This is a genomic window from Streptomyces sp. NPDC040545, from assembly GCF_055595065.1.
In genome coordinates this window covers 125,103-142,063 of the sequence record NZ_JBVIWA010000019.1, presented here as the reverse complement: position 1 = coordinate 142,063, position 16,961 = coordinate 125,103, and the positions used below count along the sequence as shown (strand labels likewise).

Annotated in this window: 13 protein-coding genes; 10 read left to right on the top strand and 3 right to left on the bottom strand. The window is 72.7% G+C overall.

What is annotated here, in order from left to right; genetic code table 11:
* Nucleotides 1-66 precede the first annotated feature (66 nt).
* Genes ACZ573_RS30090 through ACZ573_RS30070 form a run of 5 tightly spaced genes read left to right on the top strand, consistent with a single transcriptional unit; the run spans nucleotide 67 to nucleotide 4,546 of the window.
* Complete coding sequence (locus ACZ573_RS30090; protein ID WP_471310078.1) at nucleotides 67-1,242, top strand: ABC transporter substrate-binding protein; 1,176 nt, start codon at nucleotides 67-69, stop codon at nucleotides 1,240-1,242.
* Nucleotide 1,243: 1 nt separating this feature from the next.
* A complete protein-coding gene (locus ACZ573_RS30085; RefSeq protein ID WP_471310075.1) occupies nucleotides 1,244-2,122 on the top strand; it encodes a branched-chain amino acid ABC transporter permease in 879 nt (292 codons plus the stop codon).
* Nucleotides 2,119-3,081: a branched-chain amino acid ABC transporter permease gene (locus ACZ573_RS30080; RefSeq protein ID WP_471310073.1), complete on the top strand. Its 963-nt coding sequence runs from the start codon at nucleotides 2,119-2,121 to the stop codon at nucleotides 3,079-3,081. Before ACZ573_RS30085 ends, ACZ573_RS30080 begins: the two co-directional genes overlap by 4 nt.
* Nucleotides 3,078-3,839: an ABC transporter ATP-binding protein gene (locus ACZ573_RS30075; RefSeq protein ID WP_471310070.1), complete on the top strand. Its 762-nt coding sequence runs from the start codon at nucleotides 3,078-3,080 to the stop codon at nucleotides 3,837-3,839. Before ACZ573_RS30080 ends, ACZ573_RS30075 begins: the two co-directional genes overlap by 4 nt.
* On the top strand, nucleotides 3,836-4,546 hold the full coding sequence (locus tag ACZ573_RS30070) for an ABC transporter ATP-binding protein (protein ID WP_471310067.1): 711 nt from the start codon (nucleotides 3,836-3,838) through the stop codon (nucleotides 4,544-4,546). The genes ACZ573_RS30075 and ACZ573_RS30070 overlap by 4 nt, the downstream gene beginning before the upstream one ends.
* Before the next feature lie 5 nt (nucleotides 4,547-4,551).
* On the opposite strand, the gene ACZ573_RS30065 is transcribed toward ACZ573_RS30070, so the two are convergent.
* Nucleotides 4,552-5,436: a hypothetical protein gene (locus ACZ573_RS30065; protein ID WP_471310064.1), complete on the bottom strand. Its 885-nt coding sequence runs from the start codon at nucleotides 5,434-5,436 to the stop codon at nucleotides 4,552-4,554.
* 208 nt (nucleotides 5,437-5,644) lie between these two features.
* On the opposite strand from ACZ573_RS30065, the gene ACZ573_RS30060 reads away from it, so the two are divergent.
* Complete coding sequence (locus ACZ573_RS30060) at nucleotides 5,645-6,070, top strand: secondary thiamine-phosphate synthase enzyme YjbQ (protein ID WP_471310060.1); 426 nt, start codon at nucleotides 5,645-5,647, stop codon at nucleotides 6,068-6,070.
* Nucleotides 6,071-6,196: 126 nt separating this feature from the next.
* Nucleotides 6,197-6,586 (top strand): hypothetical protein, encoded by a 390-nt coding sequence (locus ACZ573_RS30055; protein WP_471310058.1) that lies wholly within the window; start codon nucleotides 6,197-6,199, stop codon nucleotides 6,584-6,586.
* Nucleotides 6,587-6,816: 230 nt separating this feature from the next.
* On the opposite strand, the gene katG is transcribed toward ACZ573_RS30055, so the two are convergent.
* Nucleotides 6,817-9,048: a catalase/peroxidase HPI gene (katG, locus tag ACZ573_RS30050; protein WP_471310056.1), complete on the bottom strand. Its 2,232-nt coding sequence runs from the start codon at nucleotides 9,046-9,048 to the stop codon at nucleotides 6,817-6,819.
* A 405-nt stretch (nucleotides 9,049-9,453) separates the two neighbouring features.
* Between katG and ACZ573_RS30045 the strand changes: the two genes are divergently transcribed.
* The 3 genes from ACZ573_RS30045 (at nucleotide 9,454) to ACZ573_RS30035 (ending at nucleotide 15,524) form a co-directional block, all read left to right on the top strand.
* Complete coding sequence (locus ACZ573_RS30045) at nucleotides 9,454-9,873, top strand: Fur family transcriptional regulator (RefSeq protein ID WP_471310053.1); 420 nt, start codon at nucleotides 9,454-9,456, stop codon at nucleotides 9,871-9,873.
* A 223-nt stretch (nucleotides 9,874-10,096) separates the two neighbouring features.
* On the top strand, nucleotides 10,097-14,008 hold the full coding sequence (locus ACZ573_RS30040; protein WP_471310050.1) for a Pls/PosA family non-ribosomal peptide synthetase: 3,912 nt from the start codon (nucleotides 10,097-10,099) through the stop codon (nucleotides 14,006-14,008).
* 103 nt (nucleotides 14,009-14,111) lie between these two features.
* Nucleotides 14,112-15,524, top strand: coding sequence for a M1 family metallopeptidase (locus ACZ573_RS30035; RefSeq protein WP_471310047.1), 1,413 nt, complete (start codon nucleotides 14,112-14,114; stop codon nucleotides 15,522-15,524).
* Here the strand turns inward: ACZ573_RS30035 and ACZ573_RS30030 are convergent.
* On the bottom strand, nucleotides 15,521-16,699 hold the full coding sequence (locus tag ACZ573_RS30030) for a sensor histidine kinase (protein WP_471310044.1): 1,179 nt from the start codon (nucleotides 16,697-16,699) through the stop codon (nucleotides 15,521-15,523). The genes ACZ573_RS30035 and ACZ573_RS30030 overlap by 4 nt on opposite strands.
* Between the last annotated feature and the right edge of the window lie 262 nt (nucleotides 16,700-16,961).

Genomic DNA, 16,961 nt, shown 5'->3' with positions numbered 1-16,961 from the left:
AGACACGTGTCACTTCGGGAGCACCATCCGGTCCGCGAAGACCGGTCGACAACGTACGGAGTCTCCATGGCAGGTCGGTTTCGCCCCCTGGTTCTGATCACCGTCACCACAGGCCTCTTGCTGGCCACGGGATGCGGCGGTGCGAGCCTGGGTACGGGTGACGACAACAAGCAGACCGGGCCCGTGAAGATCGGGCTCCTCGTCCCGCAGTCCGGGACCTACAAAGCCCTCGGCGACGACATGAAGCAGGGCTTCGAGCTCTACCTCCGGCAGCACGGCGGCAGGCTCGGCGGCCGCGAGGTGCAGATCGTGATCGCGGACGAGGGGGAGACGGCCGAATCGGGCAAGGCGGCGGCGGAGAAACTCGTCAAGCAGGACCGGGTCCTGGCGGTCAGCGGAGTGGTGAGCTCGGCCACCGTCAACGGGGTGAAGGACCTGTTCGAGACCAGCCGGATCCCGCTCGTCGGCTCGAACGCCTCGCCCACGACCCTGACCGGAACCAAATACATCTGGCGCACCTCGTACGTCAACGACGAGCCGGGCAAGGCGCTCGGCAAACACGTCGCCGAGCGGGCCGGGGGCCCGGTCTTCCTCGTCGCCGCGGGCTACCAGGCCGGCAAGGACGAGATCGAGGGCTTCAAGTCCACCTTCCTGCCCGCCGGCGGCAAGATCGCGGGGGAGGAGGTGTACACGCCGTTCCCGGGCACCAAGAACTTCCAGCCCTACCTCTCCCAGATCGAGAACTCCGGGGCGAAGGCGGTCTTCTGCTTCTACGCCGGCGGCGCGGCCGTCGACTTCGTGAAGCAGTACCGCGACTTCGGACTGGCCGGAAAGATCCCGCTCTACGCACCCGGCTTCCTCACCGAGGGCGGCGTGCTCAAGGGACAGGGAGACGCGGCCGAAGGCATCCTCACGGCCCTCAACTACAGCGCCGACCTGGACAACACCGCCAACCGGCAGTTCGCACCGGCCTACCGGGCCGCCCACGGCACGGACCCGACCACCTACGCGATGGCCTCATGGGACGCGGCGCAGGTGCTCGACAAGGCGATCGAGGCCGCCGGCGGAACCGTGACCCCGGAGACCGTCAACGCCGCCATCTCCACGGTGGGGGACATCGACAGCCCGCGGGGCACCTGGCGGTTCAGCAACGGCGGCACGCCGATCCAGCCCTGGTACCTGCGCGAGGTGAAGCTGGGCGCCAACACCGTCGCCGGCGACCTCGGCCGGCTGGGCGGCTGACATGGCCGGATGGCTGGACGGCAACCTCGTCGGCGTCGTCGACGGGATCGCCTTCGGACTGCTGCTGTTCACGATCGCGGTCGGCCTCTCCCTGGTCTTCGGCATGATGGACGTCCTCAACCTGGCGCACGGCACGCTCTACCTCGGCGGGGCCTACACCGCCTACGCACTCTCCGACGGAACCCTTCCGGGCCTGCTCCTCGCCCTTGTGGCCGGCGCGCTGGTGGGCGCCCTCGGAGGAGCGGCCCTGACCTGGCTCACCCAGCCGCTGGCCCGGCGCGGGCACCTGGACCAGGCCGTGCTCACCCTGGGCATCACCTTCATCGTCGCCGACCTCCTCGCGGCGGCCTTCGGCGGGGAGGTGCTGCCCACCGACCCGCCGGCACCGCTGCGCGGAACGGTGGAACTGCTCGGCCACACCTATCCGGTGTACCGGCTGGTGTTCATCGCCGTCGCGGCCTGCCTCGCCGTCCTCGTCCACCTGGTCTTCGAGCGCAGCTCGCTCGGCGCCCTCGTCCGGGCCACCGTCGCCGACCGGGACATGGTCCGCGCCCAGGGCGTCGACATCCGCAAGGTGCTCTACGGGGTCTTCGCGCTCGGGGCCGCCCTGGCAGCGGTCGGCGGCGTCCTCGGCGCGCCGATCCTGGGCCCCGGGCCGGGCGTCGACGAGAGCGTGCTCGTCCTCTCGCTCGTCGTCGTGGTCGTCGGCGGCCTCGGATCGGTGCGCGGCGCCCTCGCCGGGGCCCTGCTCATCGGCCAGGTCCAGACGCTCGGGGTGGCACTGCTCCCGCAGTACGCGCCCTTCCTCCTCTTCGGCACCATGCTGGCCGTGCTCGTGGTCCGCCCGCACGGCCTGGTCGCCTCGGCGGTACGCACATGAGCACACCCCTGACATCCCGGGCGATCGGCAGCGCCGTACTCCTCGGCCTCACCCTGGCCCCCTTCCTGCTCGGCCCGTACGCCGTCGCCACCCTGTCGCGGATCCTGGTGTTCGCCCTGCTCGCGCTGAGCGTCAACCTGCTGACCGGGCTGACCGGGCTGCCGACCCTCGGCCAGTCCGCCTACTTCGGTGTCGGCGCCTACGCCGCGGCGATCACCGCCAAGAGCCTCACCGACGTCGGACCGCTCCAACTCCTCATCGCCGCGGCGGCTTCCGCGCTGGTGGCCGTACCGACCGGATGGCTCGCCGTCCGGGCCCGCGGCGTGGTTTTTCTCATGCTGACCCTGGCCATCGGCGAGATCGTCTACAGCGCCGCCGTCAACTGGAAGCCGGTGACCGGCGGCACCGACGGCATATCCGGTGTCCCGGCCGTCGTGCCCCTGCCCGGCACCCCCGCGCTGGAGCTCGACGGGCTGGTCTACTTCTACGTACTGGCCGTCTTCCTGCTCCTGCTCGCGGCCGTCACCCGCCTGGGCTCGACCCCCTTCGCCCTCGCCCTGCGCGGAATCCGCGACAACGAGCCCCGCATGAAGGCGATCGGCTACCCCACTCGGCCGTACGCCCTCACCGTCTACTGCGGCGCCGCGGCGCTCGCCGGCGCCGCCGGTTCGCTGTGGGTCTCGGTGCAGCGCTTCGTCTCGCCCGGCGACGCCGGATTCGAGGTCTCCGCCCTCGCGCTGCTGGCCGTGGTCATCGGCGGCGCGGGCTCGATCCGGGGGGCCTGCGCCGCGGCCGCGCTCATCTGGCTCACCCGCGACTACCTCGGCAACCTCGAAGCCGTCGCCGGGCGCGGCCCCCTGCTGCTCGGACTGCTCCTCGTCACCGCCGTGTACACCCTGCCCCGCGGACTGGCCAGCGTACGGCTCCCGCACCAGCCGAGCCGGAAGAGGACGGCGTGAGCGATCCCGACCTACTGGAACTGCGCGGGGTGTCCAAGCACTTCGGGTCCTTCACCGCCGTCGACGAGGTGTCCCTCACCGTGCGCCCCGGCGCGCGGCACGCGATCATCGGACCCAACGGCGCCGGAAAGTCGACCCTGTTCGGCCTCATCTCCGGAACCCTGGCGGCCGGCACCGGAACCATCCTCCTGGACGGGCGGGACGTGACCCGGCTGCCCGTGCACCGCAGGGTCGCACTCGGCACGGCCGCGACCTTCCAGCATTCCAGCCTCTTCATGCGGGAGACCGTACTGGAGAACGTCCTCCTCGCCGTGCTGCTCCGCACCGGCAACGGGCTCGGCGGATGGCGGAAGGTGAGTGCCAGAACCAAGGAGCTCGCCCGGGCCCGCACGCTGCTGGAACGCGTGGGCCTGCCCGACCGGCACGACCTCGCGGTGGGCGCCCTCTCGCACGGCGAACGGCGGCAACTGGAGGTCGCGGTCGCCCTGGCCACCGAACCCCGGCTGCTGCTCCTGGACGAACCCGCCGCCGGCATGTCACCGGCGGAGACGGAGCGGCTCACCGGGCTGATCGCCGCCCTGCCCGAAGAGGTGACCGTCCTGCTCATCGAACACGACCTCGACATGGTCTTCGAGCTCGCCGACACCGTCACCGTCATGCACCTCGGCCGACACCTCACCACCGGCACACCGGATCACGTGCGGGCCTCCGCCGAGGTCCAGCAGGCCTACCTGGGCACGACGGAGGTCACCTCGTGAAGCCGTTCCTCCGCGTACGCGGCCTGCGCTCCGGCTACGCCGGGGGCGTGGTCCTCGGCGGCGTCGACCTCGACGCCGAGGAGGGCGGGATCATCGCCGTCCTCGGGCGCAACGGGGTCGGGAAGACCACTCTCATCTCGACCGTCATGGGATTCGTCCGGCCCTACGAAGGCAGCGTCACCCTCGACGGCCGGGAGATCGCCGGGGCCCGCGTCGACGTCATCGCCCGGGCCGGAGTGGGCGTCGTACCCCAGGGACGCCGGGTGTTCGCCCCGCTGACCGTGGCCGAGCACCTCGCGATCGCCGCACGGCGCCGCCCCGCGCGCGGGCCGTGGACCAGGGCGCGGATCCTCGGCCTGCTGCCGAGACTGGGGGAGCGGCTCGGACACCGGGGCGACGAACTCTCCGGAGGCGAACAGCAGATGCTCGCGATCGCCCGGGCCCTGCTGGGCAATCCGCGCCTGCTGCTCCTCGACGAACCGTCCGACGGCCTGGCGCCCGCGATCGTCGCCCAGGTGGGGGAGGTGATCCGGGAGGTGAGCGCCGAGGGCATGACGGTCGTCCTGGTGGAGCAGAACCTCGGGCTCGCCCTCTCCGTCGCCGAACACGTCGCCGTCATGCAGAAGGGGAGCATCGTCCACCGTGCGGCCTGCGCCGCGTTCGCAGCGAGTCCAGGCGACCGCCGGCGGCTGCTGGGGGTCGACTGACCGGCTCATCCGGCGTCGGCGCCGGTACCGGTGTCGCGCAGGGCCAGGGCGAGATGGCGGGCCGTGTCACGGGTACGGCGCGGGACGCGACGGCCGTCCCCGACGAGCCGGGCGGCCCGGCCCATGACCCGCAGCGCGCGCACGGACCCGACGGCGGGCACCCCGTCCATCAGGGCGGCCATGGCCGTGTCGGCCCCGCGCCAGTCACCCGCCAGGGCCTGCACCCGGGCGAGTTCCGCGGCGAACAGCACCCGGTAGGCGGGGCCGCCGTCACCGCCCGCGCGCGCCGCGTCGTGGAGGAGGGCGGCCGCCCCGCCCAGGTCGCCGAGCGCGGCCCGCGCCAGGCCGTGGTGGCCGTCCAGTTCGTGCCGGTCGAACCACCACGCCCAGGCCGGATCCCGGTCCGTGGGCGGGTCGGCGAGGAGCTCTGCGGCGCTCCCCAGGGCCCGCCGGGCTCGCGGCCCGTTCCCCATGCGGGCCAGCGCGCGCGCCGCCCGTACGTGGAAGATCGCCGCGACCCGGCCCGGAAGCCCCTCGCGGGCCAGCACGGACGAGGCGATCCGCAAGGAGCTCCCGGGCCGCCCCAGGTGCTCCTCCTGCATCGCCAGCACCGCGAGGATCAACGGCTCCACGGCGGCGTCCGGACCTTCCGCCCGGTCGCTGCGGGCCAGCTCCAGGGCCCGCAGGTGGAGCCGCCGCGAAACGCCGTGCCGTTCGGCGTCGAAGGCGATCCACGCGGCGACCTGGTACAGCTCGGCACGCGCCGCCCGCTCCGCGCCGTCCTGCGGCAGCGGCCGACTCCGGCCGACCGTACGCACGGCCCCCAGCGCCGTTCCCACCGCCCACCGCGCCCCGGCCGCCACGTCGAGCGCGACGAGCTCCTGCGCCAAGGCCCTGATCTCCCCCTCCGTCACAGCTCGTCCTGGACGGGCGGTGCACGGCGTACGGGCCGGTCGGTCACCTCGGTCACGAATCCCCCCGGAGCGTGAGCGGGGACGGGCGGACCGCGCCCCCTGTGATCATCGTAAGCCCGGCCGGGTCGGCCGACACCGGCCGAGGCTGCGGGCCGGCGGGGAGACCGCGCGCAAGGATGAGGCCATGGCCGACATCTTTGCCTCACGCACCATCGACGTGACGACCGGCGACCGGGAGACCGTCCATGACCTGACCGACGCCTGCGCGTCCTTCCTCGGGGAGGTGGCGCGGGGCCGGAGCGGACTGCTCAACGTCTTCACGCCGCACGCGACCGCCGGACTCGCCGTCATCGAGACGGGAGCGGGCAGCGACGACGACCTCCTGAAGGCCCTGGCCTCCCTGCTGCCGGCCGATGACCGCTGGCGGCACCGGCACGGTTCCCCCGGCCACGGCCGGGACCACGTACTGCCCGCGATCGTCCCGCCCCACGCGACGCTGCCCGTGATCGACGGATTGCTGGAGCTCGGAACCTGGCAGTCCGTCACTCTCGTGGACACCAACCGCGACAACCCCCGGCGACAGGTCCGGCTGTCCTTCTTCGGCTGCTGACCCGCCCTGGGGGGCGCAGGGGTGAACACGTATCAATCATGACAGGTCAGAGGCCGTTTTCGTAGGACCAAGGGCACAGCGGATTGCCCTTGTTCGGACCCCTGTGCGGCTTTCAGAATCACCGTCATGACTTACTCAGCGCACGCCAGTCACGACGCAGTACTCCGAGCCCGAGTTGCCCTCCTGGGGTCCCAGACCCTGCCGGCCCGGCAGGAGGTCGCCGCCTACCGCGTGCTCGTCCAGGTGAGTCCGCTGGCGTATCTGCCGCTGCTCGCCGAGGCGTTGTACGAATACAGCCGACAGGACTTCGCGCATCTGCCCGAGACCGCACTGGCCCTGCGGGCCGAGGCCGTCGCCGCCGCGCGCCGCATGTACGCCATGGAGCCGGTCAGGGACCTCCTGCTCATCAAGGCGCTGGACCGCTACCGGGAGCAGCTGGTGCTCATGGACCGGAAGGAAGAACTCGAAGCCGTGGAACGGGAGATGGCCCTGGTGGCCTCCGGCGCCGGCGCCTAGGCCGGGAGCGAGGGTCCGCGACTCCCCGTTCGGCGATGCCGGGCGCGGCCCCTCGTGCCGGATGAACGGGGGAGACGGGGGAGGGCCACCGGCCAGGGACCGGGAGAGCTGATGCGACACCGAAATCAGCGCCGTCCGGCTCGTCGTGGGCCGCGTCCGCGCGGAGCCGTCGACCGGCCACCGGTGCCGCACGTCCGGGCCGGCCGGTGGGGCCGGCCCGGACGTCACGATCAGGCGAGGTCGAACCGGTCGAGGTTCATCACCTTGGTCCACGCCGCGACGAAGTCCTTCACGAACTTCGCCTTCGCGTCGTCGCTCGCGTAGACCTCCGCGAGGGCGCGCAGCTCGGAGTTCGACCCGAAGACGAGGTCGGCGCGGGTGCCGGTCCACTTGACCCGGCCCGTGGCCACGTCCCGGCCCTCGAACGCGTTCGCGTCCTCGGACGTCGCCGACCACGTCGTGCCCAGGTCGAGCAGGTTGACGAAGAAGTCGTTGGTGAGGGAGCCGGGCGTCGTGGTGAAGACACCGTGCGGCGTCTGCTGGTGGTTCGCACCGAGCACGCGCAGACCACCGACCAGGACCGTCATCTCGGGAGCGCTGAGGGTCAGCAGGTTCGCCCGGTCGAGCAGCAGGTACTCGGCCGGCAGCCGGTTGCCCTTCCCGAGGTAGTTGCGGAACCCGTCGGCGGCCGGCTCCAGAGCGGCGAACGACTCCACGTCCGTCTGCTCCTGCGTGGCGTCCGCGCGGCCCGGGGTGAAGGGCACCTGCACGGCGAACCCGGCGTCCTTGGCCGCCTGTTCGACGGCGGCCGCGCCGGCCAGCACGATCAGGTCCGCGAGCGAGATCCGCTTGCCGCCGCTCTGGGCGGAGTTGAAGGACTCCTGGATGCCGGTCAGGCTGCGCAGCACCCCGGCCAGCTGGTCCGGGTCGTTGACCTCCCACCCGCTCTGCGGCTGGAGGCGGATCCGAGCGCCGTTGGCGCCGCCGCGCTTGTCGCTGCCGCGGAAGGACGAGGCCGAGGCCCAAGCGACGGAGACGAGCTGGGACACCGACAGGTCCGAGGCGAGGACCTGCCGCTTGAGTGCGGCGACATCGGCGGCGTCGACGAGCTCGTGCGTCACCGCGGGGAGCGGGTCCTGCCATAGCAGCGTCTCGGCCGGGACCTCCGGGCCGAGGTAGCGGACGACCGGGCCCATGTCGCGGTGGGTCAGCTTGAACCAGGCGCGCGCGAACGCGTCGGCGAACTCGGCGGGGTTCGCGAGGAAGCGCCGCGAGATCTGCTCGTAGGCCGGGTCGGCCCGCAGCGACAGGTCGGTCGTCAGCATCGTCGGGGCGTGGGTCTTGGACGGGTCGTGGGCATCGGGCACGGTGCCCGCCCCGGCGCCGTCCTTCGGCCGCCACTGGTGCGCCCCGGCGGGGCTCTTGAACAGCTCCCACTCGTAGCCGAACAGGATTTCGAAGAAGGTGTTGTCCCAGGTGGTCGGGGTGTTGGTCCAGATACCCTCGAGACCGCTGGTGATCGCGTCGCCACCCTTTCCGGTGCCGAAGGAATTCGCCCAGCCCAGGCCCTGCGCCTCCATCGGCGCGGCCTCGGGGTCGGCGCCGACGCTCTCCGCCGGGCCCGCGCCGTGGGTCTTGCCGAAGGTGTGGCCGCCCGCGATCAGGGCCACCGTCTCCTCGTCGTTCATCGCCATCCGGCGGAAGGTCTCACGGATGTCGCGCGCCGCGGCGATCGGGTCGGGGTTGCCGTTCGGGCCCTCCGGGTTGACGTAGATGAGGCCCATCTGGACCGCGCCGAGGGGGTTCTCCAGCTCGCGGTCGCCGGTGTAGCGCTCGTCGTCGAGCCAGGTGGTCTCGGGGCCCCAGTAGACGTCCTCGTCGGGCTCCCAGACGTCCGGGCGGCCGCCGCCGAAGCCGAAGGTCTCCAAGCCCATCGACTCCAGGGCCACGTTGCCGGTCAGGATCATCAGGTCGGCCCACGAGAGGCTCTGGCCGTACTTCTGCTTGACCGGCCACAGCAGACGGCGGGCCTTGTCGAGGTTGCCGTTGTCCGGCCAGCTGTTGAGGGGGGCGAAACGCTGCTGGCCGGCCCCGGCGCCGCCGCGGCCGTCGCTGATCCGGTAGGTGCCCGCACTGTGCCAGGCCATACGGATCATGAACGGGCCGTAGTGGCCGAAGTCGGCGGGCCACCAGTCCTGGGAGGTCGTCAGCACGTCCGCGATGTCCCGCTTGACGGCGGGAAGATCGAGGGTCTTGAAGGCCGCGGCGTAGTCGAACTCCTCCCCGAGGGGGTTCGCGACGGCGGGATTCTTGGCGAGGATCTTCAAGTTGAGCCGTTCAGGCCACCACTGGCGGTTTCCGCCGCCCTGGGTCGGGTGCGGGGCCCGTCCGTGGGCTACCGGACAGCCGTCCCCACCCTCCGACTTGGCATCTGTGACGATTGCATCATGGTTCTCAGACATGGGAATCCTTCCGTACCAGGCGGATCACGGTGTTCAGGAACTGAATGCGACTGAATGCGACTGAATGCGATGGAACAGCCGGGGCGCGGGGCCCCGAGATGAAGGGGCTCGGCGCCCGTCGATCGCCTCGACGCCGAGGGGTCACCGTCCCGGACGGTTGCGCGCGGTGGGACGCCGGCGGCCGGTGTACACGTAACGGCACCGGGCAGCTCCACGGCGGTGATCCGTCACGTCTTCGTCACCTGCCGCTCTGGAGTCTTCCTGTCTCTTGGCCAGCTACGAAACAGATCCTACGATGGACGGAATCCAAGTCAAGAAGGACACCAGGTCCACATTCGATCGGATCCCGGATGTCCGCCGACACACTTCGGGGCACCCCCGTCGAACCTGAACAGGTGGGCCGATATGAGTGACCTGCTGGAGCGTTTGCGCGGGCGTGGCTGGCGGATGACGTCCCAGCGGCGCGTGGTCGCGGAGGTCCTCGACGGCGACCATGTGCACCTCACGGCGGACGAGGTGCACGCGCGTGCCGCCCAGCGGTTGCCGGAGATCTCCCGGGCGACGGTGTACAACGCCCTGGGTGAGCTGGTCGCCCTCGGGGAGGTCGTGGAGGTCACCACCGACGGCCGGGCGAAGCGCTACGACCCCAACGCGCACCACCCGCACCAGCACCTGGTGTGCTCCGCCTGCGGACTCATCCGCGACGTCCACCCGACGGACGACCCCCTGGCCGGTCTCCCGGCGGACGAGCGCTTCGGCTTCACGGTGTCCGGGGCCGAGGTCACCTACCGCGGCCTGTGCCCCGACTGCGCCGGCAGGACGTAGTACGCAGGCGCCCGCGCCCCGGTCCTCCTCGTCCGCGTGGTCCCGGCGCCGCCGCGGAGAAGCCGCAATACCGTCTCTTACCGGCCACGCGCAAGGCTTCAACAAGAAAATCCTTGATACCGCACTAGACTGGTGGGTTGTTTGGCGCTGGGCCGGAACAACCTGGGCAGACCCGGGCTCCGCCCGCGACCCGGATCATGCCGGGAACGAGACGCGAGGGCCGATGGCAGTCACACCTGAGCGCGGTGAACTCACTCTGCTCGACGACGCGCAGACGCTGGAGGAGTCCGGCAAGTCCGCCCGCTTCACCGCCGGGCCCGCCGCCCCCACCCGCACCCTCGTCGACATCTTCGAGGCCACCGTACGGACGTACCCCGACGAGCTCGCCCTCGACGACGGAACCACCCGGTTGACCTACCGGGCGCTCGCCGTCGAGGTCGAGCGCCGGCGCCGGGCCCTCGCGGCCGCCGGAGTGGGCCTCGGAGACCGCGTCGGCGTCCGCGTACCGTCCGGGACCAACGAGCTGTACGTGGCCGTCCTCGCCGTCCTCGCCGCAGGCGCCGCCTACGTACCCGTCGACGCCGAGGACCCGGACGAGCGCGCCGACCTCGTCTTCGGCGAGGCCGGGGTCCGGGCGGTGCTCGGCGGCGGACAGCGCATCCACGCCGGCCGGCCCGCAGAGCCCGGCCCCCGCGCCGGCGCCTCCCGCCCCGGCCCCGAGCACGACGCGTGGATCATCTTCACCTCCGGTTCCACCGGCAAGCCCAAGGGCGTCGCCGTCAGCCACCGCAGTGCCGCCGCCTTCGTGGACGCCGAGGCCGCGCTGTTCCTCGCCGAGGAGCCGATCGGCCCCGGCGACCGGGTCATGGCCGGACTGTCCGTCGCCTTCGACGCCTCCTGCGAGGAGATGTGGCTGGCCTGGCGCTACGGCGCCTGCCTCGTGCCCGTACCCCGCTCCCAGGTGCGCAGCGGCGCCGACCTCGGCCCCTGGCTCGTGGACCAGGAGATCACCGTGGTCTCCACCGTGCCGACCCTGGCCGCGCTGTGGGAGCCCGAGGCGCTCAACGAGGTCCGGCTGCTGATCTTCGGCGGCGAGGCCTGCCCGCCCGAGCTCACCCAGCGCCTGGTCACCGAAGGCCGCGAGGTCTGGAACACCTACGGGCCCACCGAGGCCACCGTCGTCGCCTGCGCCGCCCTCCTGACCGGTGAGGAGCCGATCCGTATCGGCCTCCCGCTGAACGGCTGGGAACTGGCCGTCGTCGACGAGTCCGGTGAACCCGTACCCATGGGCGGCAGCGGCCAGCTCGTGATCGGCGGCGTCGGCCTCGCCCGCTACCTCGACCCCGACAAGGACGCCGAGAAGTACGCCCCGCTCGAGTCCCTCGGCTGGCAGCGCGCCTACCGCAGCGGCGATCTCGTACGCGCCGAACCGGAGGGCCTGGTCTTCCTCGGCCGCGCCGACGAACAGATCAAGCTCGGCGGCCGCCGGATCGAGCTCGGCGAAGTGGACGCCGCGCTCCAGGCGCTGCCCGGCGTCGCGGGTGCGGCCGCCGCCGTCCGCACCGCGCGCAGCGGCAACCAGCTGCTCGTCGGCTACCTCGTCACCCAGGACGGCTGGGACCACGCGGCGGCGGTCACCCGGCTGCGCGCCGAGCTGCCCGCCGCCCTCGTACCGCTGCTCGCACCCGTCGCCGAACTGCCCACCCGCACCTCCGGCAAGGTCGACCGCGACGCGCTGCCCTGGCCGCTCCCCGGCCTGGAGACCTCCGGCCCCACCGAGCAGCTCTACGGGACCGAGGCCTGGCTCGCCGAACAGTGGAGCGAGACCCTCGGTGTGACCGTCACCGGCGCCGCCAACGACTTCTTCGCGATCGGGGGCAGCAGCCTCGCCGCCGCCCAGCTCACCACCCGCCTGCGCACCCGCTACCCGAGCGCGGCCGTCCTCGACATCTATCAGCAGCCCACCCTGCGCAAGCTGGCCCGGCACCTGGAGAAGTCCGCCCAGGGCGACGGAGCGGCCCGCACCGTCGCACCGGTCCGGCTGCGCTCCCAGGTGGCGCAGTCGCTCCTGCTGCTCCCGCTGTTCACCCTGGTGGGCCTGCGCTGGACCGTCGCCCTGCTGGCCGTGGGCAACGTCCTGCACGGCCTGGGGGCCTTCCCGTGGGCGCCGACCGCCTCCTGGTGGCTCGTCGCCGGCGGTGCGCTGCTGCTGTACAGCCCGCCGGGCCGCCTCGCGATCGCGGCCGGCGGCGCCCGCCTCCTGCTGCGCGGCGTGCAGGCCGGACGCCACCCGCGCGGCGGCAGCGTGCACCTGCGGCTGTGGACGGCCGAGCGGCTGGCCGAATGTGCCGGCGCCACGTCCCTCACCGGTTCCTGGCTGGAACGCTACGGCCGGGCCCTCGGCGCCAAGATCGGCCCCGAGGTGGACCTGCACTCCCTGCCCCCGGTCACGGGCATGCTCAAACTCGGCCGCGGCTGCGCCGTGGAGTCCGAGGTGGACCTCTGCGGCCACTGGCTGGACGGGGACCACCTGGAGATCGGCGCCATAAAGGTCGGCGCGGGCGCGGTGGTCGGCACCCGCAGCATCCTCTTCCCCGGCTCGCGGGTCGGAAAGCGCGCCGAGGTGGCCCCCGGTTCCGCCGTCGTCGGACAGATCCCGACCGGCCAGCGCTGGGCCGGCGCACCCGCCGGAAAGCTCGGCAAGGCCAAGCACAACTGGCCGGGGGAACGCCCGCCGCGCGGACTCCCCTGGCGGGCCGCCTACGGCGCGGCCGGCTTCGCCCTCACGGCCCTGCCCGTGCTCGCCGCCCTGCCCGCCCTGCTCGTGGCCGGCCGCTTCGTGCCCGCCGGTGCCGGGCTCACCGAAGCACTGCGCGGAGCGCTGCTCGCCGTGGTGCCCGGGGCACTCGCCTTCGGGTTCGCCTACGCGGCCCTGCTGCTGATCTCCGTACGCCTGCTCAGCCTCGGTCTGCGGACCGGAACCCACCCGACGCACAGCAGGGTCGGGTGGCAGGCCTGGACGGTCACCCAGCTGATGGACCTGTCGCGCGAGACGCTCTTCCCGCTGTACGCCGGGCTGATCACACCGGTATGGCTGCGGCTGCTCGGCATGAAGATCGGCCGGGGCGCCGAGGTGTCCACCGTGCTCGCCCTGCCCAGCCTCACCACCGTCGGCGAGGGCGCCTTCCTCGCCGACGACACCCTGACCGCCCCCTACGAGCTCGGCGGCGGCTGGATGCGCATCGGACACTCCGAGATCGGCCGCCGCGCCTTCCTCGGGAACTCCGGCATGACCGCCCCGGGCCGCAGCGTGCCGGACGACGGGCTGGTCGGCGTCCTGTCCGCCACCCCGAAGAAGGCCAAGAAGGGCAGTTCCTACCTGGGGCTCCCGCCCGTCCGGCTGCCCCGGTCCACCGCGGACGCCGACCAGAGCCGGACGTACGAGCCGCCCGCGCGGCTGCTGTGGGCGCGCGGCCTGGTGGAGCTGTGCCGGCTCGTCCCGGTGTTCTGCTCGGTCGCCCTGGCCGTGCTGACCGCGGCGGCGCTCTGCGCGCTGATCACGTGGAGCGGTGCGGGGATCTGGGGAGCCGCGCTGCTCTCCGGAGCGGTCCTGCTCACCGCCGGAGCGGCCGCCTGCGCGGTCGCGGTGACCGCCAAATGGCTGCTGGTGGGCCGGCACCGGACGGGGGAGCACCCGCTGTGGAGCGGCTTCGTGTGGCGCAACGAGCTGGCCGACACCTTCGTCGAGGTACTGGCCGTGCCGTGGCTGGCCGGATCGGTGCCCGGCACGCCGGTGCTGGCCCTGTGGCTGCGCGCGCTCGGCGGCCGGATCGGCCGGGGCGTGTGGTGCGAGAGCTACTGGCTGCCCGAGACGGACCTGGTCGTGCTGGGCGACGGGGTCAGCGTGAACCGCGGCTGTGTGTTGCAGACGCACCTCTTCCACGACCGGATCTTGAGGACGGATACTGTGGTGCTCCGTGAGGGCGCCACCCTGGGCCCGGGCGGAATCGTCCTGCCCGGGAGCACGGTAGGGGCCCGCAGCACACTGGGCCCCGCATCCCTCGTGATGGCCGGGGAATCCGTCCCCGCCGACACCCGCTGGCTGGGCAATCCGATCGAGGCGTGGCGGTCCTGACCGGCCGTCCGCGCCGCGGCAGGCAGCAGGGCGGCACCGGCAACCCCGGTACACCGGCACACCAGCACGTCGTACGAGCACAGCGCAGGGAGCGGAAGCGGCAGTGAGCGGCCAGAGAACAGAGTCATCGGACCCGTACTTCCCGGCCAACGGCGACTCCCGTTACCGAGTGCACCGGTACGAACTCGCTCTGGAGTACCGTCCCGGGCCCAACCGGCTCGCCGGCACGGCCCGGCTGACCGCGATCGCCGGGCGGGCGCCGCTCACCGAGTTCCACCTGAACCTGGCCGAATTCAGAATAGGCCGCGTCCTGGTGAACGGCCGGGCGCCGCACTACACCCACCGCGGCGGCAAACTCCGCATCCGCCCGGCCAAGCCCCTGCCCGCCGGATCCGCCTTCACCGTGGAAGTGCACTGGGCGGGCAACCCCAAGCCGGTGCGCAGCCCCTGGGGCGGCATCGGCTGGGAGGAACTGACCGACGGCGCGCTGGTGGCCAGCCAGCCCGTCGGCGCGCCCTCCTGGTACCCGTGCAACGACCGGCCCGCGGACAAGGCCTCGTACCACATCTCGGTCAACACGCCGTCCCCCTACACGGTCGTGGCCGGCGGGCGACTGCTCACGCGCACCACGAAGGCCAGCACGACCACGTGGGTCTACGAGCAGTCCGCGCCGACCTCCAGCTACCTGGTCAGCCTGTCCATCGGCATGTACCAGACGGTGCTCCTCGGCGACCCGGGACTCGGCGGCGTACCGCAGAGCGCCCACGTGCCGGCGCACCTGCTGCCGCGGTTCTCCCGCGATTTCGCCCGGCAGCCCGCCATGATGCGCTTGTTCGAGGAGCTCTTCGGGCCCTACCCCTTCGGCGAGTACGTGGTGGTCGTCGCCGACGAGGAACTGGACGTCCCCGTGGAGGCGCAGGGCCTGTCCACCTTCGGCGCCAACCACGTGGACGGCGTCCGGGGCTCGGAACGCCTCATCGCCCACGAGCTCGCGCACCAGTGGTTCGGCAACAGCGTGACCATCGCCGACTGGCGGCACATCTGGCTGAACGAGGGATTCGCGAAGTACGCAGAATGGCTCTGGTCGGAACGCTCCGGCGGCCGCACCGCACACGAGCTGGCGACCGCCGCACACCGGCTGCTGGCCTCGCAGTCACGGGACCTGCGGCTGTCCGACCCCGGCCGCAAGCTGATGTTCGACGACCGTCTGTACCAGCGCGGTGGCCTCACCCTGCACGCGATCCGCTGCGCGCTGGGCGACACCGCATTTTTCCGCATGCTGCGGGACTGGGCCACCGTGCACCGCCACGGGGTGGTGTCCACCGTGGCCTTCACCCACCACGTGGCCCGCTACGCGGCCGATCCGCTGGACGACCTGTTCACCGCCTGGCTGCACGAGCCGGCCCTCCCGCCCCTGCCGGCCCCGGCCCGGCCCCCGATACCGGCGAAGCCCGGATACCCGCCGACGTACGGCGGGCGCGGGCCCAAGGGCGGCCGGGGCAAGGCCTCCGCCTAAATCGTGCCGGTGGTGAGCGGCATCCGGGCCCGCACCTGCCAGTCGCCCTCGGCGGTGGCCTCGGCCCGGAAGGTGCCGCCCGCCAGGGTGACGCGTTCGCGCAGGACCTTCAGCCCGTAGCCCGGGCGGGAGGTCGGGCGGGCCGTCCCGTCGTTGGTTATCCGCACGGCGGCCTCGTGCGGACGGACCTGCACGTGGACGCTGACGTGGCGGCAGTGGCGGGCGTGCTTGCGGATGTTGGTGAGGGACTCCGTCGTCACCCGGTGCAAGGTGGCGGCCACCTCGGGCGGAACGGTGTCCGTCGGACCCTCCTCGGTGAGGTACGCCGGTACCCCGTTCAGGGCGAACCCCCGAACCAGGGCCCGCAGGTCGTCCATGCCGGCGGGCGCGGCCGGCGGTGCGTCGCTCTCCCCGGCCCGGAGCCCGGCGACCATCTGCCGCATGGAGGCGAGCGCCTCCGCTCCGGTCTCCTCGATGCGCTGCAGGGCCGGAAGGACCAGGTCGGGCCGCCTGGCGGCGACCGCCCGGGCGCCCTGTGCCTGCACCACGATGCCGGTCACGTGGTGGGCGAGGTGGTCGTGCAGATCCCTCGCCAGCTCGATCCGCTGTTCGAGCCGGACGCGGTGTGCGCGCTGCCGCCGGTCCGCCTCCACGATCCGGGCGGTCACACTCGCCCCCGCCACCAGGACGGTGGCCAGCGTGAGGCCGAACGCGACGGTGAGGCTCCCCTCCTGCACGCCGATGGACAGGGGCCGCAGGACGACGGCCGCCGCCAGCAGCAGGGCGATCGGCGCGGTGGGGGCCGCCGGCCCGCGCCGGGCGACGAAGGCCAGCACCATCAGGAGGGCGACCGGCTCGAACGCACCGTACGCGGACGCGGCGCCGCTGGCGGGGTGGCTCAGGAGCACGGCCACGGAACAGGTCAGTGAGGCGGTGGCGGCGGCGCCCCCGGCGCAGGCGTACGACCGGGCCTCCTTGAGCAGGGGCAGGGCGACGAGGACGGCGCCCACGACAGCGGCCGACAGCGCGAGCCGGGCCTGTGACGCCGGTCCGGCGAACGTCCCGGCCCGTACGTCCACCCAGGCCGCGGCCGCGAGCACACAGGCTGCGAGGGACCGCAGCAGGACCGCCGCCCTGCCGGGAACGGCGAGGAAGCGGAGGAGAGGAGACCACATAGCGCGCAGATTAGATCATCCACCCGACCGGTCACCCGGCACCCACGAGGCCGGTGGCTGGGATTGACGCGGCCTGCGGCGGTTGCCAACCGGGACCTGCCGAGGGAAGACCGATGTCGATCTTTGCCACCTGGCTGTTGCTCACCGAGGACGGCGACGCGGCTGCACGCCGGGCCCAGGTCGAGCGCCGGCGGGACACCCTCGCAGAATGGCTGGGCACGGACGACCGGTGACGCCGTCGGACGCTCCCGGTCCGGGCGCC

Excerpts from the sequence above, each read along its gene's own strand:
- ACZ573_RS30060 (WP_471310060.1), top strand. The coding sequence starts at position 5,645 with ATGGCCGACATCTTTGCCTCACGCACCATCGACGTGACGACCGGCGAC.
- ACZ573_RS30030 (WP_471310044.1), bottom strand. The coding sequence starts at position 16,699 with ATGTGGTCTCCTCTCCTCCGCTTCCTCGCCGTTCCCGGCAGGGCGGCG.
- ACZ573_RS30090 (WP_471310078.1), top strand. The coding sequence starts at position 67 with ATGGCAGGTCGGTTTCGCCCCCTGGTTCTGATCACCGTCACCACAGGC.
- ACZ573_RS30040 (WP_471310050.1), top strand. The coding sequence starts at position 10,097 with ATGGCAGTCACACCTGAGCGCGGTGAACTCACTCTGCTCGACGACGCG.
- ACZ573_RS30055 (WP_471310058.1), top strand. The coding sequence starts at position 6,197 with ATGACTTACTCAGCGCACGCCAGTCACGACGCAGTACTCCGAGCCCGA.
- ACZ573_RS30085 (WP_471310075.1), top strand. The coding sequence starts at position 1,244 with ATGGCCGGATGGCTGGACGGCAACCTCGTCGGCGTCGTCGACGGGATC.
- katG (WP_471310056.1), bottom strand. The coding sequence starts at position 9,048 with ATGTCTGAGAACCATGATGCAATCGTCACAGATGCCAAGTCGGAGGGT.
- ACZ573_RS30045 (WP_471310053.1), top strand. The coding sequence starts at position 9,454 with ATGAGTGACCTGCTGGAGCGTTTGCGCGGGCGTGGCTGGCGGATGACG.
- ACZ573_RS30080 (WP_471310073.1), top strand. The coding sequence starts at position 2,119 with ATGAGCACACCCCTGACATCCCGGGCGATCGGCAGCGCCGTACTCCTC.